Origin of the sequence: Sinomonas susongensis, from assembly GCF_005877005.1 — a bacterium.
Classification (GTDB): domain Bacteria; phylum Actinomycetota; class Actinomycetes; order Actinomycetales; family Micrococcaceae; genus Sinomonas; species Sinomonas susongensis.
In genome coordinates this window covers 148120-170723 of the sequence record NZ_SSNH01000005.1, presented here as the reverse complement: position 1 = coordinate 170723, position 22604 = coordinate 148120, and the positions used below count along the sequence as shown (strand labels likewise).

Sequence of the window (22604 nt, the reverse complement as noted above, 5' to 3'; positions counted from 1 at the left end):
CAGTCAAAGTCGAATTCCCCCCATTGCCAAACGGACAAATCGATCCTTTCAGCTATTCGTATGGGCATGCGTGTTTGTCGGAGGTGGAGGGTTTCGGTGATTCGCCTGCGTGTGCGGCTGCTGCGGGGGCGTGCCGGGAGAGGCCGGGTGGGATGCTGGTGAACTGGTACCGGCAGCGGCCCGGGTCGGAGCCGGAGCGGTTGGATGCCGGGTGCCTGTACCCGGGGCAGGCCCCGGAGCGTCCGGGCGGGGGCGCGGTGGTGGGGCTGGGGCAGCGGGAGCTGCGGGAGCTGCCGATCGCCGCGGCGGGGCTGGGGCTCCAGCCGGGGCGGCACACGCTCCGGGGCGCGGAGACGAATGTCTACGCGGACCCTGCGGTGCAGTCGTTCCGCACCACGGTCCTGGGCCGGGGGGTGCTGGTGCGGGTGCGCCCGGTGGAGCACCGCTTCGACTACGGGGACGGGGCGTCCCTGGCCAGCGCGGCCCCGGGCGGGCCGCTCCCGCAGGAGCGGTGGGGGGAGCGGACGGCCACGAGCCACCGGTACACGGCCACCGGGGAGTACCTGGTGGGGCTGGTGACCGTGTTCGCCGGGGAGTTCTCCGTCGAGGGCGGGCCCTGGCAGCCGATCCCGGGCACCGCCGAGGTCCCCAGCCCGCCCCGGCCGGTCTCGGTGTGGCGCTCCGAGGTCCGCCTCTACGCCCAGGACTGCAACACCGACCCCCACGGCCAAGGCTGCTGAACCCCACGGCCAGATGGAGCGTCCGGGCTGGCCCCTGGCGGGTGCCGGAGGTGCCCCCTCGGCAGACGCCGCCAGATGCTCGCGCGCTGCTAGATGGTCGCGCGCCGCAGGACTGACTCCGCGTGCCGCAGGATCGGTCCGTCGATCATCCGGCCCTGATATTGGAAGACTCCGGTGCCGGCGGCGTCCGCAGCTGCGAGAAGGTCACGTGCAGCGGCCACAGCGGCGTCCGTCGGCGCATAGGCCTGACGGACAGCTGCCACCTGGCTGGGATGGATGCAGGCCTTGGCTGCGAAGCCGGAGGCTGCAGCATCGTCCGCCTCTGCACTCAGCCCGGCAACATCAGGGATAGCCGTGTAGACAGCATCGATGGCCGCCTTCCCGAACGCACCCGCGGCGAGCAAGACCGTCGACCGAGCATGGAGTGCAACCGCGCGGTACGCGCCGTCCTCGTCCCTGCTCGACGTGCCGCCCAGGGACGCGACGAGGTCCTCCGCGCCCCACATGAGGCCGACAACGTTGGGCTCGGAAGCTATGGCCTGAGCATTGAGCACGCCCAGCGCGGTCTCGCACAGGGCGACGACCTCGAAGTCGGCGAGCCGCCGCATCTGCTCCGCGCTCTCTGCCTTGGCGAGCATGACAGTGCGATACGGCGTGCTTCTTAGTGCCGCGAGGTCGGCGTCGAAATCGGCGGTCGACGCCGCGTTGAGCCGCACGAGGGTCCGCGCAGGATCGAGCGGGGTCGCGGCCACGTTCTCGCGGGCGCGCCTCTTCGCCTCCGGTGCGACTGCGTCTTCCAAATCGAGGATGACGGCGTCAGCGCGCCCGGCCGCCTTCGCAAAACGCTCCGGCCGATCGGCCGGGCAGAACAGGAGGGCGGGTCCCATGGCGAATGGTGCAGCGAAAGTCATCTATGGGCATCCTTGGTCCACATGAGGCACGTGCGCCTCGCACGGGCTACGACGACGCCGTCCTGATTGCGGCCCGTGTGCTCCATCGTCACGATTCCCTGACCGGGACGGGACGACGATGGCCGCTTTTCGACGACGACAGTTTCCGTGTAGAGCGTATCGCCGTGAAAGAGCGGCTGCGGAAACGAGACGTCGGTAATGCCGAGCTGCGCAACGATCGTCCCTTGGGTGAGCTGGGCGACCGACTGCCCGACGAGCGTCGCGAGCGTGAACATCGAGTTGACGAGACGCTGACCGAAGGGCTGGGTAGCGCTCCACGCGGCGTCGAGGTGGAGCGCTTGGTTGTTCATCGTCAATGTGGTGAAGAAGACATTGTCCGCTTCGGTAATCGTCCGGCCGGGGCGGTGCGCGTAGACGACCCCCTCTTCGATCTCGTCGAAGTACAGGCCCCGCTGCTCGACGACGCGGGGCTCGTCCCCGTTCGGCGGCTCCCCATTCGGCGCCTTCCCATTCGGTTCAGGGTTCATTGTCGCGGATCTCCACGTCGAGCTCGGCGTCGGTCTTGGCGGCGACCTCATCCTCCGTGACCCCCGGCGCGAGCTCCCGGAGCACCAGGACTGAGCGTTCCCCGTTCCGCACGACGTCCATCACGCCTAGGTCTGTGATGATGCGGTCTACGCAGCCGGTGCCGGTCAGGGGAAGCGTGCACTCACGCAGCAGCTTCGGCTTTCCGCTCTTGTCGGTGTGGTCCATCATCACGATGAGCTTCTTGGCACCGAAGACAAGGTCCATAGCGCCGCCCATCCCCTTGACCATCTTTCCCGGAATCATCCAATTCGCGAGATCGCCGGCCTGGGAGACCTCCATCGCACCAAGGACAGCGACGTCGACATGGCCGCCCCGGACCATTCCGAAAGACGTCGCCGAATCGAAGAACGCCGCCCCCTTCTTGACGGTCACCGTTTCCTTGCCGGCGTTGATGAGGTCGGGATCTATCTGATCCTCGGTCGGGTACGGACCGGTACCGAGGATTCCGTTCTCCGAATGGAGCACCACCTCGATCCCCTCAGGGATGTAATTGGGTATCAGGGTCGGCATGCCGATTCCGAGATTCACATACTGACCGTTCTCGAGCTCGCGGGCCACGCGGGCGGCCAACTCGTTCCGTGTCCAGGGCATCAGGATTGCTCCCCTCTCGCCGAGACGGTCCTCTTCTCGATTCTCTTCTCCCCCAGAGGACTCTCGGAGGGGACGTGCACAACCCGCTGGACGAAGATTCCGGGTGTGTGGATGTGTTCCGGGTCGAGCTCTCCCGGCTCGACAAGCTCTTCGACCTCGGCAATCGTGACCTTGCCTGCCATCGCGCAGAGCGGATTGAAGTTCATGGCCGTCTCGTGGAACACGAGGTTGCCGTGCCGGTCCCCCTTGAGGGCGTGGACCAGGCCAAAGTCGGGCGTCAACGACTCCTCGAGCACGTACTCAGCTCCGTGGAAGGTCCGCACTTCCTTCGGCGAGGAGGCCTTCTCAACGTTCCCTTCGGCGTCGTACTTCTGCGGAAGGCCGCCCTGGGCGACCTGGGTGCCGACGCCTGCGGACGTATAGAACGCGGGAATGCCTGCTCCCCCGGCCCGGAGCTTCTCCGCCAACGTCCCCTGGGGCGTGAGGACAACCTCGAGTTCACCGGCGAGGAACTGCCTCGCGAACTCCTTGTTCTCCCCAACGTACGAGCTGACCGTGCGCCGAATCCTCCCCGCGGAGAGCAGGACCCCGAGGCCCCAGTCGTCGACGCCGCAGTTGTTGCTGATCGTCTCGAGGTCCTTCGTGCCCTGGCGGAACAGCGCGTCGATGAGCCCGACCGGGATCCCGCACAGCCCGAAGCCCCCGACTGCTAGGGACGCCCCGTCCGGTATGTCCGACACGGCCTCCTCGACCGTGGCCACCACTTTGTCGATCACAGTCCCTCCTCCGGGATCTGACTTCCTGACGTTGACGCCGGCCTTGCCCCTCTGGCACCCAAGCTACAGCCCCAGCTCCCGTGCGATCAGCATGAGCTGGACCTCGGTTGTCCCCTCCCCGACCTCGAGGATCTTCGAATCGCGGTAGTGGCGCGCCACCGTGAACTCGTTGATGAAGCCGTAGCCGCCGAATACCTGAGTCGCATCGCGCGCATTGTCCATGGCGGCCTCTCCGGCCACCATCTTGGCGATCGCGGCTTCGGTCTTGAATGGCCGGCCTGCGAGCATGCGGGAGGCAGCATCGTAGTACGCGAGCCGCGCGGTGTGGGCGCGGGCCTTCATGCGGGCGATCTTGAATTGGATCGCCTGGTGCCTGCCGATGGCAGTCCCGAAGGCGTGCCGCTCCTTCGCATACCTGACGGACAAGTCGACGCAGCCCTGAGCGGCGCCAGTGGCCAGCGCGGCGATGGCGATGCGGCCTTCATCGAGGATCGAGAGGAAGTTCGCGTACCCGCGGCCCCGGGAGCCGAGCAGGTTCTCCTCCGGCACCCGCACGTCCTTGAAGGAGAGCGGGTGGGTATCCGAGGCGTTCCAGCCCACCTTGTTGTACGGCTTCTCCGCCCGGAAGCCTGGCGTGCCGGAGGGCACGATGATCGTCGAGATCTCCTTGCGGCTCGTCCCGTCCGAGCGCTGCTCGGTGCCGGTCACGGCGGTCACGGTGACGAACCTGGTGATGTCGGTGCCGGAGTTCGTGATGAATTCCTTTGCCCCGTTGATCACCCATTCACGCCCGTCCGTGCCGTCCTCGAGGCGAGCGGAGGTCTTGGTGCCTCCTGCATCCGAGCCGGCCTCAGGTTCGGTGAGCCCGAAACCCGCGAGCGCACGCCCTGCGGCGAGCTCCGGGAGCCAGGTCTCCTTCTGCTTCTCGGTCCCGAAGCGGTAGACGGGCATCGCCCCGAGGGAGACACCGGCCTCGAGCGTGATGGCGATGGACTGGTCCACGCGCCCCAGCTGCTCGAGCGCGAGGGCGAGGGCGAAGTAGTCGCCGCCCATGCCGCCGTACTGCTCGGGGAACGGGAGGCCGAACAGGCCGAGCTCTCCCATCTGGGCGACGATCTCGTAGGGGAAGCTGTGCTCCTCGTCATGTCGCTGCGAGACGGGCGCGACCACCTCGTCCGCGAATTCGCGGACGGTGTCGCTGAGCTCCCGGTATTCGTCGTCGAGCTGGAAGTCGACCATGAGCAGCTCCTCAGGTTTCGGGGGATGGTTCGTTGGCTGTAATGGCTTCGGGCGATCGTGCGGACGTCGGAGGCACAGCAGCAACGGTGGCCACGACCTGATCGGCCTTGACGAGCGCGCCGACCCCGACGTGGAGCTGCACGGTCCCGGCGACGCCGGCGACAAGCTGGTGTTCCATCTTCATGGCCTCGACACTCACGAGCGGCTGGCCTGCCTCGACGCTCTGCCCGGGCGCGACGGCGACCGAAACGACCGTCCCGGGCATCGGGGAGCGCACCTCGGGTGAGGCCTCGCCGTCGTGCCGGTGGATCCCGCCCAGGACGCGCGCAAGTCGCTGGGCACGGTCGAGCACGGGGAGGGCCACGGACCACCCGCCCTGGCCGAGGAACACCGTCCGGCTTCCGGCGCCCCCAGCCTCCGACGGCCCGACTGCCCAGGAGTAGTCGTGCGGCTCGCCGTCGAGGTCGAGCTGGAGCGAGTGGCCGACGACGGCGAAGCTCGCCTTGCGCTCGGATCCCTCGCCGACGGTAACGGTCGCGTTCCCCGTGTCCAAGCTGCGGTCGCCGTCGGCGGCCGCGACGCGCACAGTGGCGACTTCCCCGTCCGGGGTCCCGAGCGTGACGCGGCGTGCAGCGGGAGCGCCCAGGCGCCAGCCGTCTCGGCGCCAGGCTCCCGCACCGTCTTCCCCTCCGCGTGAGTGCTCGGCGAGGAGGGCGGCGGCAGCTATCTCGGCCTCCCCGGGCCCGCGGAAGCTGAGATGCTCAAGCCGTCGCTCGATCAGGGTCGTGTCGAGCCTGCCTGCCTGCACGTCGGGGTCGGCGAGGAGCAGTCGGAGGTACTCGATGTTGGTGGCGACACCCAGCACGCAGTAGTCCGCGAGCGCCGCATCGAGCCTCGCCAAGGCCTCGGAGCGGTCTCTGCCCCACGCGATGGCCTTGGCAAGCATCGGATCGTAGTCGGCTCCCACGTCGAGACCCTCGAGAAGCGAGCTGTCCACCCGGACTCCGCTCCCCGAGGGTTCGCGCAGGAACTCGACGGTTCCCGTTGCCGGGAGGAACTCGCGCCGTCCGCCCCCCGTCTCGACGAGCGTCTCGGCGTAGATGCGCGCCTCGATCGCGTGGCCGTCGAGCCGGAGGTCCGACTGGGCGAGCGCAAGGCGTTCCCCGGCCGCGACCCGGAGCTGCTGCTCGACGAGGTCCACGCCCGTCACGAGCTCCGTGACGGGGTGCTCGACCTGAAGGCGCGTATTCATCTCCATGAAGAAGAACTGGTCGGGCGTCTCGTCGCTCACGAGGAATTCGACGGTGCCGGCGCCGGTGTAGCCGACGCTGCGCGCGGCGTCGCACGCTGCTCGGCCGATCCGCTCCCGGGTCTCGGCGTCAAGCAGCGGTGACGGTGCCTCCTCGATGACCTTCTGGTGGCGCCTCTGCAGGGAGCATTCGCGCTCGCCGAGGTGGATTGTGGTGCCGTGCTGGTCGGCGAGGACCTGGACCTCGATGTGCCGGGGCGCACGGATGAGCCTCTCGAGAAACAGCGTGTCGTCGCCGAAGGCCGAGGCCGCGACCCGGCGGGCGGTCGCAAGGGCGCGTGGCAGCTCTTCGCGCGAGCCGACGACGTGCATGCCCTTGCCGCCGCCCCCGGCGGAGGGCTTGATGAGCAGCGGGTAGCCGACGCCGTCGGCCGCGGCAATGAGCTCCGCGTCGGTCAGCCCGGGGCGGGCGATGCCAGGCACAACTGGCACGCCGAAGCCCGCCACGTGGTTCTTCGCACGGATCTTGTCCCCCATGATCGAGATCGCCTCGATCCCGGGCCCGATGAACGTGATCCCTGCCTCGGCAAGAGCGGCCGCGAACGCCTCGTTCTCGCTCAGGAACCCGTAGCCGGGGTGCACCGCGTCGGCGCCGGTCGCACGGCACGCGTCCACGATGGCAGGGATCTTGAGATAGCTCTGCGTGGCGGGGGCCGGGCCGATCCGCACAGCCTCGTCGGCTTCGCGCACGTGGCGGGCCCCGGCGTCGGCGTCGCTGTAGACGGCAACGGAACGGATGCCGAGCTTGCGCAGCGTGCGGATGACGCGGCACGCGATCTCGCCGCGGTTGGCTACAAGGACCTTGTCGAACATCGCCTCACATCCTGAAGACGCCGAAGGAGGTGTCGGGCAGGGGCGACTGGGCGACGACGTCGAGCGCCATCCCGAGCACGCGCCGCGTGTCCGCGGGATCGATGATGCCGTCGTCCCAGAGGCGGGCCGTCGAATAGTAGGGACTCCCCTGCGTCTCGTACTGGGCCCTGATGGGCGCCTTGAACGCCTCCTCGTCCTCCGCGGACCACTCGTCGCCTCCTTCTCGGCTGCGCTGGTCATCGAGCTGCTCGCGCTTCACCGTCGCAAGGACGCTCGCCGCCTGATTGCCGCCCATGACCGAGATGCGGCTCGCTGGCCACATCCACAGGAAGCGGGGCGAATAGGCGCGCCCGCACATCGAGTAGTTGCCCGCACCGAAGGACCCGCCGATCACCACGGTGAGCTTGGGCACGCGCGTCGTCGCGACGGCCGTGACCATCTTCGCCCCATGCTTGGCGATGCCGCCATGCTCGTAGTCCCGACCCACCATGAAGCCGGAGATGTTCTGCAGGAACAGGAGCGGGGTGGCACGCTGGTCGCACAGTTCGATGAAGTGGGCACCCTTGACCGCGGATTCCGAGAAGAGGACGCCGTTGTTCGCCACGATGCCGATGGGATGGCCGTGGATCCGGGCGAAGCCCGTGACGAGCGTCTGCCCATACTCCTTCTTGAACTCGTGGAACTCGCTGCCGTCGATGAGCCGGGCGATCACCTCGTGCACGTCATACCGGGCGTTGACGTCGGTGGGCACGCACCCGTAGAGCTCACTGGGGTCCGCCTTGGGTTCGACGGCGGGAAGGACCTGCCAAGGAGGGGACGACGGCGGCGGGAGCGTCGCGACGATCCCGCGGACGATCTCCAGGGCGTGCTCGTCGTTCTCGGCAAGGTGGTCCGCGACCCCGGAGATCCTCGCGTGCACCTCTCCGCCCCCCAGCTCCTCGGCGGTGACGATCTCGCCGATCGCGGCCTTCACGAGCGGAGGGCCGCCCAGGAAGATCGTCCCCTGATTTCGCACAATGACCGTCTCGTCGCTCATGGCGGGCACGTACGCCCCGCCAGCGGTGCACGAGCCGAGGACGGCGGCGATCTGGGGGATCTTCGCAGCCGACATGCGCGCCTGGTTGTAGAAGATCCGGCCGAAGTGCTCGCGGTCCGGGAACACCTCATCCTGCCGCGGCAGGAACGCGCCGCCCGAGTCGACAAGGTAGACGCAGGGAAGCCGGTTCTCGAGGGCGACCTCCTGTGCCCGCAGGTGCTTCTTCACCGTCATGGGGTAGTACGTGCCGCCCTTGACTGTCGCGTCGTTCGAGATGACCACCACGTGGCGACCGTGGACGAGCCCGATCCCGGCGATCACCCCGGCCCCGGGGCTCTCGTCCCCATACATACCGTTGGCCGCAAGCGGTGCGATCTCGAGGAAAGGCGAACCCTCGTCGAGCAGGACGTCGATCCGCTCACGCGGGAGCAGCTTCCCGCGGGCGATGTGCCGTTCCCGGGAACGGGGCGGGCCGCCGAGCGCCGTCGCGGCGAGCCGCCCGGCGAGCTCCGCCGCGAGCGCGCGCTGCGCGGCGTCGTTCTCGGCGAACTCGAGGCTGGCTGGGTCGATCCGGCTGAGCAGGGTCTCCATGGAACCTCCGGCCGATAGTGACAGGGGCTACTGGGTTGAGTGACTGGGTTAGTGACTATTAACTGAAATCCAAGTTAGTCTGGATTAACTGTGATGTCCACCACTTAGTTTCGGAGATCGAGTGAACGAGACCGCCAGTCCCCGCAGCGAGGCGAAGGCCGTCCGCCGTCAGGCGCTCCTCGACGCCGCGGCGGGCCTGTTCGCCGCGCAGGGCTTCGCTGGGGTCTCCCTCGCCGATCTCGGTGCGGCCGCCGGCGTGAGCGGACCGGCGATCTACCGCCACTTCGCCGGCAAGCAGGCCGTACTCGGCGCCCTGCTCGTCGGGGTGAGCGAAGAGCTCCTCGCCGGCGGCCGACGGGCGGCGGGCACGGAGAGCGAGGAGGCCGAAGCTTCCCTCCGCGCGCTCGTCGCCTTCCACGTGGACTTCGCCCTCTCGAAACCGGATGTCATCCGTGTGCAGGACCGCGACTTCACGAGTCTCTCCCACGATGACCAGAGTGCGGTCCGGACCCTGCAGCTCGCGTATGTGGACGTGTGGGTGCAGGCCCTCCGCCGCCTGCGGCCCCTGGCCTCGCAGCCAGAGCTGAGGCTTCGCGCGCAGGCCGTGTTCGGCCTCATCAACTCGACGCCTCACTCGGTGGGACGCGCGCGGAGCGGTGGGGGCAGGGTCCCCGCCCCCACTGCACATCAGCTTCTGGAGTCGATGGCGCTCGCTGCGCTCACTGCCTAGACCATCGTCACGATCATCCCCGGGTCCGCGAGGACCGCGCCGACGTCCGCGAGGAACCGGGACGCCTGCTCGCCGTCGACGAGCCTGTGGTCGAACGAGAGCGAGAGCGTGAGCACCTCGCGGAGCGCGACCTGGCCACCGTGCTCCCAGGGCGTGCGGCGGACCTGCCCCATGGCGAGGATCGCAGCCTCCCCGGGATTGAGGATCGGCGTCCCAGCATCGACCCCGAATACGCCGATGTTCGTGATGGTGATCGTTCCCCCGGTGAGGTCGCCCGGCGCAATCCTCCCCTCGCGGGCAGAGTCGGCGAGGCCCGCGATCGCGTTCGCGAGCCCACGCAGGTCGAGAGCTTGGGCATCCTTGACGTTCGGCACGAGGAGTCCCCTCGGCGTCGCCGCCGCGAAGCCGAGGTTCACGTAGTGGTACTGGATGATCTCCTGGGCCTTCTCGTCCCATCTTGCGTTCAGCGAGGGGTGCCGGCCGAGCGCTACGAGCACGGCCTTCGCCGCGAGCGTCATCGGAGTGAGCCGCACGGCCTCGAACGCCTTCGACGCCTTGAGCTTGGCCAGGAGCTCCATCGTCGGTGTGACGTCAACGGTGAGGAACTCGCTCGCGTGCGGCGCCGTGAACGCACTCGCGACCATCGCCGCCGCCGTCTGCTTCCGGACCCCCTGGATCGGGATGCGGGTTTCACGCCCATTCTCTGATCGGGGGCCCGCCGGTGCCGCCTCGGCCGGCTCCGGCTTGCCCGTCGACGCCGTGCCCACATCCGTGGTGCCCACATCCGCCGTGCCCACAGTCGCGAGCACGTCGTCGCGCGTCACGAGGCCATGGGGTCCCGTCCCGTGGACGACGGCGAGATCCACCCCGAGGTCCTTGGCGAGCTTCCGCACGGGAGGGGTCGAGCGTGGCCGCTCGGGGCTGGTCACGGCAGCTGGCGCGGGGCTGGTCGCGGCAGCTGGCGCGGGGCTGGTCGCGGCAGCTGGCGCGGGGGCAGCCAGCCCAGCAGTCGCCCAGCTCCGGGCTTTGCGCACGGGACGACCGGCGGCTTCAGGCATGGCCCCGTACCCGACGAGGTTCGGTTCGCGTTTCGCAGACGACGCAGGCGCAGGCGCGGAGGGGGCAGACGGCGCAGGCGCAGACTTGGAGGGCGCAGGCGCCGCGGTGGCGACCTCGAACTCGGCGATCGGAGCGCCGACCGCGACAACCTGGCCCGGCTGCGCGAGCAGCGCGGTGACCTGGCCGGCGAAGGGGCTCGGGAGCTCGACGACAGCCTTGGCGGTCTCGACCTCGCCGATCACCTGGTTGAGTTCGACGACGTCACCCACCTTGACACGCCACGAGACGATCTCCGACTCGGTCAGCCCCTCGCCCAGGTCCGGCAGACGGAACTGCCGTGTCCCGCCGGACGCCGTCGTGGTTGCCGCGGGAGATGAGCCGGCGGCAGTCCGATCACTCGTCACCGCGCTCATTCGCCCTCCTCGATCCCGCTGAGGGAGTTCGGCCGTCCCATCGCCCGGTCAACGCCGTCGAGGATCCTGTCGAGGTCGGGGAGGTGGTCGAACTCGAGCTTCGAGTGGGGGTAGGGGACGTCGAATCCCGTCACGCGTACGGGTGCGTGCTCGAGGAAGTAGAAGCAGCGCTCGGTGATGCTTGCAGCGATCTCTGCCCCGAGGCCCGCGGTCTGAGAGGCCTCGTGGGCGACGACTAGGCGGCCGGTCTTCCGGACCGAGGCCTCCAGGGTCGCGTAGTCGATCGGCGAGAGGGAACGGAGATCGATCGCCTCGACCGAGATGCCTTCGTCCGAGGCTGCCGTTGCTGCGTCGAGGCAGGTCTTGACGAGAGGCCCGTAGGCAACGAGGGTCACGTCGGTTCCCTCCGTCAGCACGCGCGCCCTGCTCAGGTCGAGCCCGCCGAGCCCGTCGAGGCCGACCGCCTCGTCGACTTCTCCCTTGTCGTGGTACCGCCGTTTGGGCTCGAAGAAGACCACCGGGTCATCACACGCGATGGCCTGCTGGATCATCGAGTACGCGTCCTGCGGGTTCGAAACGGCGACCACGCGGAGCCCGGAGGTGTGCACGAAGTACGCTTCAGGGGACTCCGAGTGGTGCTCGGGAGAGCCAATCCCTCCTCCGAACGGAATACGGATCGTCAGGGGAACCTTGACCCGGCCCAGGGTGCGGAAATGCAGTTTGGCCACCTGCGAGACGATCTGGTCGAAGGCCGGGTAGACGAAGCCGTCGAACTGGATCTCGACCACGGGCCGATAACCCCTGTAGGCCATGCCAATGGCCGTCCCCATGATGCCGGACTCCGCGAGGGGCGTATCGATGACCCGGTGTGCACCGAAGTCCTTCTGCAGTCCGTCGGTGATGCGGAAGACGCCGCCGAGCCTGCCGATGTCCTCGCCCATGAGGACGACTTTGCTGTCCCGTTCCATCGCCTGGCGAAGGCCGGCATTGAGTGCCTTCGCGAACGTCATCTCGGACATCAGTGACCTCCCTCTGCGCTGGGATTCGAGCCGGCGCCAATGCCGGTCTCAAGGCCCGCGCGGTAGCGCTCGAAGTGCTCCCGCTGCCGATCCAGGACGGGCTGCGGGCCGGAGTACACATGCTCGAAGAGAGAGTCAGGCTCGGGATCAGGCATGTGGATCGTCGCCTCGCGGAGTGCTGCCGCGACTGAGTCTGCCTTCTCGGCGACCCGTGCTCGGAGGCCGTCGTCGAGGACGCCGATCGAAGTCAGATAGGCGTCGAACCGCGCGATGGGGTCCTTCTCCTTCCAGTCCTCGAGCTCGTTGGCGTCGCGATAGCGGGTGGGATCGTCCGCCGTCGTGTGCGGTCCCATGCGGTAGGTCACCGCCTCGATAAAGGAGGGGCCGTTGCCCGAGCGGGCCCTTTCAAGGGCCTCGCGGGTTGCGGCGAGGCACGCGAGGACATCGTTGCCGTCGATCCGGACGCTCGGGATGCCGAAGCCGGGGGCCCGGTGGGCAATCGGCACGTGGGCCTGGACGCCGACGGGCTCGGAGATCGCCCACTGATTGTTCTGGCAGAAGAAGACGACCGGCGCCTGGAAGCTCGCAGCGAAGACCATCGACTCGTTGACGTCGCCTTGGCTGGTCGCGCCGTCACCGAAGTAGGTGACGACCGCCGTCTCGGCTCCGTCGAACAGCACCCCCATCGCGTAGCCGACGGCGTGGAGGGTCTGGGCACCGATGACCACTTGGGACGGCGCCATGTTCAACGCGAACGGATCCCAGCCCGAATGCGCGTTGCCGCGCCATTGGCGGACGAGGTCGGAGAGTTCGGCGCCCCGGGCATAGGCGACCCCGATTTCCCGGTAGCTCGGGAAGATGAAGTCCTCCTGGCCGATCGCGTGGGCCGACCCGATCTGGGCGGCCTCCTGGCCGACGAACGGAGGCCAGAGTCCCAGTTGGCCCTGCCGCTGGAGCGCGGTTCCCTCCGCATCGATCCGGCGCGCCACGACCATGTCCTCGAACACAGAGGCGAGGAGGGCCGTGGCGTCGACACCGTCGACGCGGCCGTCGATGTCGGCGAGGAATCGGTCGTAGCGCTCGTGGGGATGCCGAACGCCGTCCGGTGAAAGGAGCTGGATGGGGGATCCGCCATGGCCAGCGGTCATCTGATAAGTGGACACCTGGTACGCATCCTTTTCGCTCGCGGGAGGCCTGTAGGCCCCCGGTTAGTGTGACCATACTCACATCGCGCAGCGCGTACAACCAATCGTCGCAAAGTTGAGCATCCTGACCTATCTGGTGCTCCTGCACAGTGCTAGTCTGCGCATCATGCACCCTGTGGATGCCACCGACGCCCGCATCCTTCGTGCGCTCGCGGCGGATCCGCGCCGCACTGTCGTTGCCCTCGCCCAGGAGCTCGGCCTGTCGCGGAATACCGTGCAGGCGCGGCTGGCGCGGCTCGAGCAGCACGCGTTCCTTCCGTTCGACCGGCGGATCAACGCCGCTTCGCTCGGCTACCCGCTCCTCGCGTTCATCACCGTCCACGTGCAGCAGCGGCAGCTCGCAGAGATCACGGAGGAGATCGCGCGCATCCCCGAAGTCCTCGAGGGCCACGGACTGACGGGGACAGCCGACCTCCTCCTGCGGGTCGTCGCCGTCGACGCCGAGGACCTCTTCCGCATCCACGGCAAGATCCTCGCGATCGAAGGCGTCGACCGCACCGACACCGCGTTGGCGATGGGCGAGCTCATCCCTTTTCGGATGGACCCCCTGCTCGAAAGAGGTCCCCGGACGTCCGGCTGACGGAGACTGCTCCCCCAGACGACCGAAGTTGTCACAGAATTGGCTAGCTCGTATCGATTAGGGGAAGGGCCGCCATTGGAACAGCTTCTCGACATCCTGCTCGGACAGGTCCGCTTCCATGAGCTCGGTCCCCGCGCCCGGGTGGTGCTCAACCAGCTCCCGCTCAACCTCACGATGCTCCTCGTATGCGTCATCGCGGAGGTGGTGAGGTCCGACGAGTTCACGGAGGCCGGATTCCTCGCGAGCCAAGCAGGCGCGCTCCTGATCCTCGCGGCCTGCGCCGCGGTCCCCTGGAAGCGTCTCCCCCCGTGGTCCCACCTTGTCATCCCGGTGCTCGACTTCTACGTGATCGGGCTCCTCCGCTTCACTTCCGGGGACATTCTCAGCGGGCTCGGGCTGCTCGCCGCCTTTCCCATCATCTGGCTCACGGGCTCCGGCTATCGCCCGCGGCTCATGGTCGCCTTCGGAGGCGTCGCGAGCCTCCTCATGGTCTGGGTTCCGCATTTCGCCAACCGGACCGCGGCCCCATCGACTCTGGCGGCCGAGTTCCTGACGCCCTTCATGATGCTCGCCATCGGCATGGTCACCGCGGTCATGGCCCAGAGCGCCAAGGCCCAGCAGCGGCGCGTCCAAGAACTGCTGGACGGCAGCGAGACGCGTGGCCACCTGCTCGACACGATTCTCGAGACGGTCGATGTGGGCGTGGTGGTCTTCGACCGCGAGGGCGAGGTCCTCCTCATGAACGCACAGCAGCGAGAGCTCCACGCCACCGCGCTGCCCCCGGACGCCGACCGCGCCCATGAGCCGGACCTCCTCGTCTATCGGGACGGCTCGCAGCAGCCGGTTCCAACCCACGAGCGTCCAGCACGCCGGGCGATCGCAGGCGAGACGTTCTCGCACGAGGTGTACCGGCTCGGGAAGGGCCCGAAGGCGCGGATCGTCTCCGTATCGGCGCGCGAGTTCCTCGAGGCCAACGGCTCCCGCGGTGGTGCGGTCCTCGCCTTCTCCGATGTGACCGAGGTCGTCGCCGCCGTCCGGGCCAGAGAGACCTTCGTCGCCGCGATGTCCCACGAATTCCGCACGCCTCTGACGAGCCTCATAGGCTACGCGGAGCTCCTCCAGGACGACCCCTCGCTGAGCCCCGCGGCCCGTTCCGACACCCAGGTCATGGCCCGGAACGCGAGACACCTCAGCAGGATGGTCGACGACATCCTCACCGCCGCGACCTCCGGGGCCACCGAGGACTTCCGGGTGCCCCTCGACCTGGCCCGGCTCGTGCGCGAGCAGGCCGTGGCCTCGGCCCCTCAGGCCGCCGGCCGCTGCATCACCCTCGAGGTCGACGCCGACGGCCAGGTGCCGATCCTCGCCGACCGGACCGGCGTCGTCCGCATCATCGACAACCTCGTCTCGAATGCCCTGAAGTACTCGGACGACGGCGGGAAGGTGAGGCTCGAAGCACGGCGGGAGGGAACGTGGGCCGTCCTCTCGGTCGAGGACGATGGAATCGGCATCGGGGCGGAAGACCTCGAGAGGGTGTTCAAGCGGTTCCAGCGGAGTTCAACAGCCGTGCGCTCCGGAATCCCCGGTACCGGGCTTGGACTCGCCCTCGCCCAAGAGGTCGCCGAGCAGCACGGCGGCGAGCTCTCCGTCGCGAGCGAACTCGGCGTCGGGAGCGTCTTCACGCTCCGCCTGCCCCTACGGCAGGACTAGGCCGCGAGCTCAGGCGATCTTGGCGATGAGCTCCACGCAGCGGTCGAGGAACGCGTCGACCTGCGTCTCCTCGTAGCCCTCCTGGCCGGTGACGGTCCGGAACACTGCTGTGCGGACGTCGTCGGCGTTCATTGCGGCGTCGTGTTCGAGGTAGTCGAGGAGACGGTGGCACAGGTCGTCGACGTCGCGGACGTTGTAGCTCGGCGAAGCGTTCTTGGAGGGCCTCCGGAAGCGCTCTCCGTCGGGGCGAAGGAGTCGGTTCCGGAGAATCCCGGCGAGGTAGCCCACCTCGTGGAGCCAGGCGTCCTCACCCTCGCTGTCGATGAGCTCGTCCCGTTCGCGCCGCGCGAGCGCGTCCTCGAGACGGTCTAAGGCGGCATCCACTTGGGCGGCGTCGTAGCCTCCGCGGACGGCGTCGAAGGCGACAGTGCGCACTTGGTGGCTCGTCACAGGCTCGGCCGAGCGGGAACCGCGCAGATAGGAACGAGCAGCCTCCATGAACTTCTCGACCTGCTTGGGGCTGTACCCCAGCTCGCCGCGGGCCACCCTCTTGAATCCCGCTGCGGCTCCCGAATCAGTGCGCGCCACCGTGCCTCCGTCCTGTTGTCTGCACAGAATATCCTGCCGTGCTTGTCCTGCTGCCTAGGCAGACGGCAGGAGGCTGAACACAATGTACGCGATGGGCACGCCGAAGAGGAGGGAGTCGAGTCGATCCATCATGCCGCCGTGGCCAGGCAGGATGCTGCTCATGTCCTTGATGCCGAGCTCCCGCTTGACCATCGACTCCGCCAGATCGCCCGCCGTCGCCGCGCCCACCATCGCTATCGCGAGGATGACCCCGACCCACCAGGGCCGTCCGAGCAGGAACACCGTTCCCGGGACTCCGATGAGGATGGCCCCGGCCACCGATCCGGCGAAGCCCTCCCAGGACTTCTTCGGGCTGATCTTCGGCGCCATGGGATGCCTGCCGAGGCTCGCCCCGACGATGTATCCGAACGTGTCGTTGGCGACGACGAGGAGAAGCGTCACGACGAGCTGCAGGACGCTGGGAGGAACGGTGAGGCCAGGCCAGAGGCCCAGCGGCGGAGAGGCAAGACCCGTGTCGTGCAGCGGGAGCACCGCGAAGCCCACGAAGAACGGGATCCAGAGGAGCACGAAGACCCCGCCCACGACGTTCGTCACGGCCCCTTCGGCGCGCTCGAGGCTCTGCCACAGGAGGACTGCCGCCGCCGCAGCTATGAGCGCGAACAGCTGGGCCTCCTGGCCCCCGAGGAACGCGGAGAATGGGATCGCCACTGTGCCTATGAGCACGGGCACGATCGGTATGTTGGTCCTGCGGGTCTGAAGTGCCCGGAAGACCTCCCAGACACCGAGGACTCCTGCGGCCGTTCCGACGAGCACGAAGCCAAGGGGCCACACGAAGAGCCCGGCGAGGACGGCCGCGAGCAGCGCGAGGCCCACGACGATGGCGGCCGGGAGGTTCCGGCCCGTCTTGGGCGACGACGCCGCGCTGGCCGCCGCTGCGGCGTGGGCTACCGCGGCCTCGCGCCGGGCACGGCGGGAGGCCGGCGCGCCAGGAGCATCGGGGGGCGGGCCGCCGGCCTCAGGCTGAGGATCGGCCATCAGACCTCGAGCAGCTCGGCTTCCTTGCGCTTCACGAGCTCGTCCACGCTGTCCGTGTGCTGCTTGGTCAGACCGTCGAGCTCCCTCTCACCCCGCGCGCCGTCGTCCTCCCCGACCTCGCCGTCCTTGACGAGCCGGTCGAGCGACTCCTTCGCCTTGCGGCGGATGCTGCGGATCGAGACCTTCGCGTCCTCGCCCTTGCCCTTGACGATCTTGACGTACTCCTTGCGGCGCTCCTGGGTGAGCTCCGGCAGGACGACGCGGATCACGTTGCCGTCGTTCGAAGGGTTTGCCCCGACTTCGGAGTCGCTCAGGGCCCGCTCGATGTCACGCAGGGCGGTCTTGTCGAACGGCGTGATGAGGATCGTGCGCGCGTCGGAGACCTGGAAGGAAGCGAGCTGCTGCAGCGGCGTCGGCGACCCGTAGTACTCGACCATCACCTTGGCGTACAGGCCAGGGTTCGCGCGGCCCGTCCGGATCGAGGCGAAATCCTCTTTGGCCACCTCGACAGCCTTCTCCATCTTTTCGGCGGCCTCGAGAAGAGTCTCTTCGATCACAGTTGCTTGGCTCCTGACTGGTGGGCTGCTGAATGCTGGCCTGCTTGTTGGACTGTTGCCATCCTAACCGGACTCACGGGGTCACCACGGTGCCGAGCTCACCGCCCAGAATCGCCTTCGTGACGTTTCCCTCGCCCTCCATTCCGAAGACCACCATCGTCACGCCGTTGTCCTTGCACATGGTCATCGCGGTCTGGTCCATGACCCGGATGTCGCGCCGCAGCGCCTCGTCGTACGTGAGGCGTTCGAGCTTGCGGGCGTCTGGGTCCTTCTTCGGATCCGCGGTGTAGACACCGTCGACGCCACTCTTCGCCATGAGGACGACGTCGGCGTGCACCTCGAGCGCGCGCTGCACGGCGACCGTGTCCGTCGAGAAGTACGGGAGGCCGGCACCGGCGCCGAAGATCACGACGCGGCCCTTCTCCATGTGTCGGATCGCGCGGCGGGGAATGTACGCCTCCGCCACCTGGCCCATAGTGATGGCACTCTGCACCCGCGTCTCGACGCCGGCCTGCTCGAGGAAGTCCTGGAGCGCGAGGCAGTTCATGACCGTGCCCAGCATCCCCATGTAGTCCGCCCGAGAGCGGTCCATGCCGCTCTGGGAGAGCTCCGCGCCTCGGAAGAAGTTGCCGCCGCCCACGACGATGGCGACCTCGACGTCGTCGACGGCTGCCGCGATCTGCTCGGCGACGCCGCGCACGGTCCCGGGATCGACGCCGAGCTTCCCTCCGCCGAACACCTCGCCCGAGAGCTTGAGGAGCACGCGCCGGCGGCGTTCGGGAATGGGGTCGTCGGTGGCGGGGAGCGTCGCGGTCTGCACGTCGGTCTCTACGGTTTCCATGTGTGAATCTGTCCCCTCGAACCGGTGGGTAGGGCGGTAGCTGTGTTGGCCTTGGTCTAGATTATCGGCATTGTCGGCGCACAAAAGGGGCGGCCACCGGCGGTGGCCGCCCCTTTTTCACCGGGCGAGAGTCGGCGAGCCCGGCTTGAGCCTGCTAGGCGCCGACGCGGAAACGCGCAAACGCAGAAGCCTCGACGCCGGCCTCCTGGAGGACCTGGCCGACGCTCTTCTTGGCGTCCTTGGCGAACGCCTGGTCGAGGAGGACCTCGCCCTTGAAGAAGCCGGTCACGCGACCGTCGACGATCTTCGTGAGCGCAGCCTCCGGCTTGCCCTCGGCGCGGGCCGTCTCCTCGGCGATGCGACGCTCGGACTCGACGAGGTCGGCCGGGACGTCTTCACGACGGAGGTAGTTCGGGGCCATCGCGGCGATGTGCACGGCGACGTCGTGCGCAGCAGCCTGGGCGGCCTCGCCCTCGCCGTCGACGGCGAACAGGACGCCGACCTGGGCCGGGAGATCCTTCGAGGTCTTGTGGAGGTAGGCGTCGACAGTCTTGCCCTCGATGCGGGCAACACGGCGGACGGCAACCTTCTCGCCGAGGACGGCGCCTTCCTCGACGACGAACTCGCTCACGGGCTTGCCGTCGATCTGAGCTGCGAGGAGGGAATCGAGGTCGGCGGCGCCCGAGGCGACGGCGGCACCGAGGACCTTGTCGGCGAGCTCGATGAACTTGGCGGACTTGGCAACGAAGTCGGTCTCGCAGTTCACCTCGACCATGACGCCCACGCCGTTCTCAACCTTGGCGGCCACGAGGCCCTCGGCGGTCGAGCGGCCCTCGCGCTTGGTTGCACCCTTGAGGCCCTTGATGCGGATGATCTCGACGGCCTTCTCGGCGTCGCCGTTGGCCTCGTCGAGAGCCTTCTTGACGTCCATCATGCCCGCGCCCGTACGCTCGCGCAGGGCCTTGATGTCAGCAGCGGTGTAGTTCGCCATGTGAACCCCTCTGTCTCGTTCTTAGCACTTCTCACACATCGGCAGGATGGCGCCGGGTACCGGTGCCATCCTGCCGTCGTCCCCGGATCGGGATTCCGATCCGGGCATGTCTTCTGGCTGACTAGGCCTGAGCCTGCTCGCCCTCGGCCTCGGCGGCCTCGGCGGGAGCGGTCTCGGCTGCCGGAGCAGCCTGCTCAGCCGGAGCTGCCTGCTCCGCGGGAGCTGCCTCCTCGGCCGGCGCAGCCTGCTCGGCCGGCGCCGCCTGCTCAGCCGGAGCTGCCTGCTCGGCGTTCTGGCCTTCGAGGAGCTCGCGCTCCCACTCGGCCAGGGGCTCCGAGGTGGACGAGCCTTCGGAACCGGCGGCACGGTTGGTGCGTGCGATGAGGCCCTCGGCGACGGCGTCGGCAACCACGCGGGTCAGCAGGTTGACGGAGCGGATCGCGTCGTCATTGCCCGGGATCGGGTAGTTGGCCTCGTCAGGATCGCAGTTCGTGTCGAGGATCGCGACGACCGGGATGCCGAGCTTCTTGGCCTCGTCGACGGCGAGGTGTTCCTTCTTCGTATCGACGACCCAGAGGAGGGACGGCGTGCGAGACAGGTTGCGGATACCGCCGAGCGTCTTCTCGAGCTTGTCCTTCTCGCGCTGGAGGATGAGGAGCTCCTTCTTGGTGCGGCCCGAACCGGCCACGTCCTCGAAGTCGATCTCCTCGAGCTCCTTGAGGCGCTGGATGCGCTTCGCGACCGTGGAGAAGTTGGTGAGCATGCCGCCCAGCCAGCGCTGGTTGACGTAGGGCTGACCGACGCGGGTCGCCTGCTCGGCGATGGCCTCCTGCGCCTGCTTCTTCGTGCCGACGAAGAGCACCGTGCCGCCCTTGGCGACCGTGTTCTTGACGTGCTCGTAGGCGCGGTCGATGTAGGACAGCGACTGCTGAAGGTCGATGATGTAGATGCCGTTGCGCTCCGTGAAGATGAAGCGCTTCATCTTCGGGTTCCAACGGCGGGTCTGGTGACCGAAGTGGACGCCGCTGTCGAGCAGCTGGCGCATGGTGACGACGGGCATGCCGACGCTCCTTCCGGCAGGTCCTTCACGAGGAAGCCTCTTCGGCTGCCCTTGCCCCTGCCCTTGATGTTGACGGTTGTTCGACGACGGCCGGTCGGCCGACGTCCCTGGCATCCTCTGCGGACCCGAGCCGCCCGGTTTAAGCAACTGGGCGGACCGTCAGGAACGCAGTGCCCGTCGAGGAACGACAGGCTCTGGATGCGCGGAGTCGACTTTCTGGCACACCGACGCCGTGCACGAGGTGCATGTGGCATGACGAGAGAGCGCAGAAAGCCGCACTTGTCAGTGTACTACAGGGGTCCGGGCCCAAGGTGCCGGGCGCGGCACGCCCACGGGGTCGTTAGCCCTCCACAGAGCCGGCGACGGCGCGGCATCCACATCCACGTGGATGCGGCAGCGGGGCGGCCTTCTGCAGCAGATGCTCGAAGCATGGCTCGAACACTCATGCGGGTTCGGCTCGCAGTCGTACTTCTCGTGACCGTTGCTCTTCTCGGAGGCTCGGCGCCGTCGCCCGCGGTCGAAGCGGCACCGACGCGCGGGTGGCTCTGGCCGCTTGAGCCTCGGCCCGCCGTCGTGCGCACCTTCGACCCTCCCGCCCAGCCTTGGCTCTCCGGACACCGCGGGATAGACCTTGACGCCGCGCCACTTCAGACGGTACTGGCACCGCAGGACGGGCGGATTGCGTTCGCGGGATGGGTCGTCGACCGCCCAGTGCTCACCGTCGACCATCCAGGAGGTCTGCGCAGCAGTTTCGAACCCGCCGAGACCGAGCTCGCCGTCGGTGCGCCCGTGGCCCGCGGGCAGACGATAGGACGCGTCGCGGCTTCCCCCGCCCATGGCGAAGGAGTCCTCCTGCACTGGGGCGTCCGCCACAGCGACGACTACGTCAATCCCCTCAAGCTCCTCGCTGACACGAGGCCGTCCGTGCTTCTCCCCTGGCGAGACCCGTAGATCAGATGATCGCTGAAATACCCGTGATCGCGCGGCCGGCCACGAGGGTGTTGATCTCGTGGGTGCCCTCGTAGGAGAACACTGCCTCGGCGTCGGCGAAGACCTTCGCCATGCCGTAGTCCGTCACGATGCCGTTTCCGCCGAGGATCGCCCGCCCGAGGGCTACCGATTCGCGCATGCGGGCAGTCGTGACCGCCTTCGCGAGGGCCGACTGCTCGTCGCGGGCCTGCCCCGCCTCGGCGAGCTGCGAGAGGCGGACCATGAGACCCATCGAACTGACCGTGTTCCCCAGCATCGTGACGAGATGGTCCTGGACGAGCTGGAAGGACGCGATCGGCCGCCCGAACTGGAGCCGCTCGACCGCGTACGCGCGGGCGACGTCGAACGCCGCCATCATGAGGCCCACCGCTTGCCAGGCAACGGAAAGCCGGGTGGCCCTGAGCACCTTGTTGGTGTCGCGGAAGCTGTTGCCGTGCGCGAGTTTGAACTCTTCGGGGAGCACGACGTTCTCAAGCGTGATGTCGGCGTTCTGCACGGCGCGGAGCGAGATCTTGTTCTCGATCTTCCTTGCCCTGTAGCCCTCGAGTTTCGTGTCGACGAGGAAGGCCTTGACCTGGTTGTCGTCGACATCGCGCGCGTAGACGACAACCCAGTCCGAGAAGGTGGCGTTGCCGATCCATCGCTTGGCGCCGTTGAGAATCCATGACGATCCGTCGCGCTGGGCCGTCGTACGGGTACCCCCGGCGACGTCGCTCCCACCGAGCGGCTCGGTGAGGCCGAATGCACCGATCTTCCTGAGCGCGTAGACGTCGGGAAGCCACTCCTCCTGCTGCTCCTGCGACGCGAGCAGCTCGAGCGACCCGGTGAACAAGCCGTCATGGACGCCCATGAACGTGGCAATCGACGCATCCGCGCGCGTGAACTCGGCGTGGAGAAGGCCAGCGAGAAGGTGGGAGTGGCCCTGACGCCGGACGGGACTGACAATGTCGAGTTCGGCGAGCCTAGGAATCAGCTGGTGCGGAAACTCTCCCCTGTTCCAGAAGTCGACCGCGATGGGCCGGACGTTGACGTCGAGCCACTCGCGCACTTCGTGCAGGCGGTCGCGCTCCTTCTCGGAGAGAAGCGACTCGAAGGAGAAGAAGTCCCCGTCCGCGTAGGGGAGGTCAGCGGAATCCGACATCACTTTGGCCTCCTCAGACCTCGTCCGTCGCTAGCAGCAGCATCTTTGTTACTGGCAAGTAACATATCAGGGCCCGTGGGACTGAGACAAG

The 22604-nt window shown here is 68.0% G+C and carries 22 protein-coding genes; 5 read left to right on the top strand and 17 right to left on the bottom strand.

Annotated features, from left to right (window positions below; translation table 11 throughout):
• Positions 1-152 precede the first annotated feature (152 nt).
• A complete protein-coding gene (locus E6A21_RS08715) occupies positions 153-740 on the top strand; it encodes a hypothetical protein (protein WP_212745894.1) in 588 nt (195 codons plus the stop codon).
• 89 nt (positions 741-829) lie between these two features.
• Here E6A21_RS08715 and E6A21_RS08710 read toward each other — a convergent pair whose 3' ends face one another.
• The 7 genes from E6A21_RS08710 to E6A21_RS08680 all read right to left on the bottom strand — a co-directional run bounded on the left by E6A21_RS08710 (position 830) and on the right by E6A21_RS08680 (position 8594).
• On the bottom strand, positions 830-1651 hold the full coding sequence (locus E6A21_RS08710; protein ID WP_138443750.1) for an HpcH/HpaI aldolase/citrate lyase family protein: 822 nt from the start codon (positions 1649-1651) through the stop codon (positions 830-832).
• Positions 1648-2178: a MaoC family dehydratase gene (locus E6A21_RS08705; protein WP_138443749.1), complete on the bottom strand. Its 531-nt coding sequence runs from the start codon at positions 2176-2178 to the stop codon at positions 1648-1650. The genes E6A21_RS08710 and E6A21_RS08705 overlap by 4 nt, the downstream gene beginning before the upstream one ends.
• Entirely contained in the window at positions 2168-2830 is a 663-nt protein-coding gene (locus E6A21_RS08700) for a CoA transferase subunit B (RefSeq protein ID WP_138443748.1), read from the bottom strand. Before E6A21_RS08700 ends, E6A21_RS08705 begins: the two co-directional genes overlap by 11 nt.
• Positions 2830-3606, bottom strand: coding sequence for a CoA transferase subunit A (locus E6A21_RS08695; RefSeq protein ID WP_138443747.1), 777 nt, complete (start codon positions 3604-3606; stop codon positions 2830-2832). Before E6A21_RS08695 ends, E6A21_RS08700 begins: the two co-directional genes overlap by 1 nt.
• 63 nt (positions 3607-3669) lie before the next feature.
• Positions 3670-4845, bottom strand: a complete 1176-nt coding sequence (locus E6A21_RS08690; RefSeq protein WP_138443746.1) for an acyl-CoA dehydrogenase family protein — start codon at positions 4843-4845, stop codon at positions 3670-3672.
• 10 nt (positions 4846-4855) lie between these two features.
• The gene (locus E6A21_RS08685) at positions 4856-6967 is read right to left on the bottom strand and encodes an acetyl/propionyl/methylcrotonyl-CoA carboxylase subunit alpha (RefSeq protein WP_138443745.1); all 2112 of its coding nucleotides are present in this window, start codon (positions 6965-6967) and stop codon (positions 4856-4858) included.
• 4 nt (positions 6968-6971) lie between these two features.
• The gene (locus E6A21_RS08680; protein WP_138443744.1) at positions 6972-8594 is read right to left on the bottom strand and encodes a carboxyl transferase domain-containing protein; all 1623 of its coding nucleotides are present in this window, start codon (positions 8592-8594) and stop codon (positions 6972-6974) included.
• Between the two features lie 121 nt (positions 8595-8715).
• Between E6A21_RS08680 and E6A21_RS08675 the strand changes: the two genes are divergently transcribed.
• Complete coding sequence (locus E6A21_RS08675) at positions 8716-9324, top strand: TetR/AcrR family transcriptional regulator (RefSeq protein ID WP_138443743.1); 609 nt, start codon at positions 8716-8718, stop codon at positions 9322-9324.
• On the opposite strand, the gene E6A21_RS08670 is transcribed toward E6A21_RS08675, so the two are convergent.
• From E6A21_RS08670 to pdhA, 3 genes are read right to left on the bottom strand one after another with little or no spacing between them, the layout of a single operon-like run.
• Positions 9321-10796 (bottom strand): dihydrolipoamide acetyltransferase family protein, encoded by a 1476-nt coding sequence (locus tag E6A21_RS08670; protein WP_138443742.1) that lies wholly within the window; start codon positions 10794-10796, stop codon positions 9321-9323. The two genes, E6A21_RS08675 and E6A21_RS08670, sit on opposite strands and share 4 nt — an antisense overlap.
• Complete coding sequence (locus E6A21_RS08665) at positions 10793-11815, bottom strand: alpha-ketoacid dehydrogenase subunit beta (protein WP_138443741.1); 1023 nt, start codon at positions 11813-11815, stop codon at positions 10793-10795. Before E6A21_RS08665 ends, E6A21_RS08670 begins: the two co-directional genes overlap by 4 nt.
• The gene (gene pdhA / locus E6A21_RS08660) at positions 11815-12963 is read right to left on the bottom strand and encodes a pyruvate dehydrogenase (acetyl-transferring) E1 component subunit alpha (protein ID WP_138443844.1); all 1149 of its coding nucleotides are present in this window, start codon (positions 12961-12963) and stop codon (positions 11815-11817) included. Before pdhA ends, E6A21_RS08665 begins: the two co-directional genes overlap by 1 nt.
• Before the next feature lie 163 nt (positions 12964-13126).
• Between pdhA and E6A21_RS08655 the strand changes: the two genes are divergently transcribed.
• Both E6A21_RS08655 and E6A21_RS08650 read left to right on the top strand, forming a co-directional pair.
• The gene (locus E6A21_RS08655; RefSeq protein WP_138443740.1) at positions 13127-13600 is read left to right on the top strand and encodes an Lrp/AsnC family transcriptional regulator; all 474 of its coding nucleotides are present in this window, start codon (positions 13127-13129) and stop codon (positions 13598-13600) included.
• A gap of 75 nt (positions 13601-13675) precedes the next feature.
• On the top strand, positions 13676-15310 hold the full coding sequence (locus E6A21_RS08650; protein ID WP_138443739.1) for a sensor histidine kinase: 1635 nt from the start codon (positions 13676-13678) through the stop codon (positions 15308-15310).
• Between the two features lie 9 nt (positions 15311-15319).
• Here E6A21_RS08650 and E6A21_RS08645 read toward each other — a convergent pair whose 3' ends face one another.
• The 6 genes from E6A21_RS08645 to rpsB form a co-directional block, all read right to left on the bottom strand.
• Positions 15320-15898, bottom strand: coding sequence for a DivIVA domain-containing protein (locus tag E6A21_RS08645; protein WP_138443738.1), 579 nt, complete (start codon positions 15896-15898; stop codon positions 15320-15322).
• Between the two features lie 54 nt (positions 15899-15952).
• A complete protein-coding gene (locus tag E6A21_RS08640) occupies positions 15953-16933 on the bottom strand; it encodes a phosphatidate cytidylyltransferase (RefSeq protein ID WP_138443737.1) in 981 nt (326 codons plus the stop codon).
• On the bottom strand, positions 16933-17490 hold the full coding sequence (gene frr / locus E6A21_RS08635) for a ribosome recycling factor (protein WP_138443736.1): 558 nt from the start codon (positions 17488-17490) through the stop codon (positions 16933-16935). Before frr ends, E6A21_RS08640 begins: the two co-directional genes overlap by 1 nt.
• A gap of 73 nt (positions 17491-17563) precedes the next feature.
• A complete protein-coding gene (gene pyrH / locus E6A21_RS08630; RefSeq protein WP_138443735.1) occupies positions 17564-18331 on the bottom strand; it encodes a UMP kinase in 768 nt (255 codons plus the stop codon).
• Between the two features lie 154 nt (positions 18332-18485).
• Complete coding sequence (gene tsf / locus E6A21_RS08625; protein WP_138443734.1) at positions 18486-19322, bottom strand: translation elongation factor Ts; 837 nt, start codon at positions 19320-19322, stop codon at positions 18486-18488.
• Between the two features lie 121 nt (positions 19323-19443).
• Positions 19444-20382, bottom strand: a complete 939-nt coding sequence (rpsB, locus tag E6A21_RS08620; RefSeq protein ID WP_138443733.1) for a 30S ribosomal protein S2 — start codon at positions 20380-20382, stop codon at positions 19444-19446.
• A 429-nt stretch (positions 20383-20811) separates the two neighbouring features.
• Here rpsB and E6A21_RS08615 point away from each other — a divergent pair, with 429 nt between their 5' ends.
• Complete coding sequence (locus E6A21_RS08615) at positions 20812-21333, top strand: M23 family metallopeptidase (protein WP_246036282.1); 522 nt, start codon at positions 20812-20814, stop codon at positions 21331-21333.
• Position 21334: 1 nt separating this feature from the next.
• Here the strand turns inward: E6A21_RS08615 and E6A21_RS08610 are convergent, their stop codons facing one another.
• Entirely contained in the window at positions 21335-22513 is a 1179-nt protein-coding gene (locus E6A21_RS08610) for an acyl-CoA dehydrogenase family protein (RefSeq protein WP_138443732.1), read from the bottom strand.
• Positions 22514-22604 lie beyond the last annotated feature (91 nt).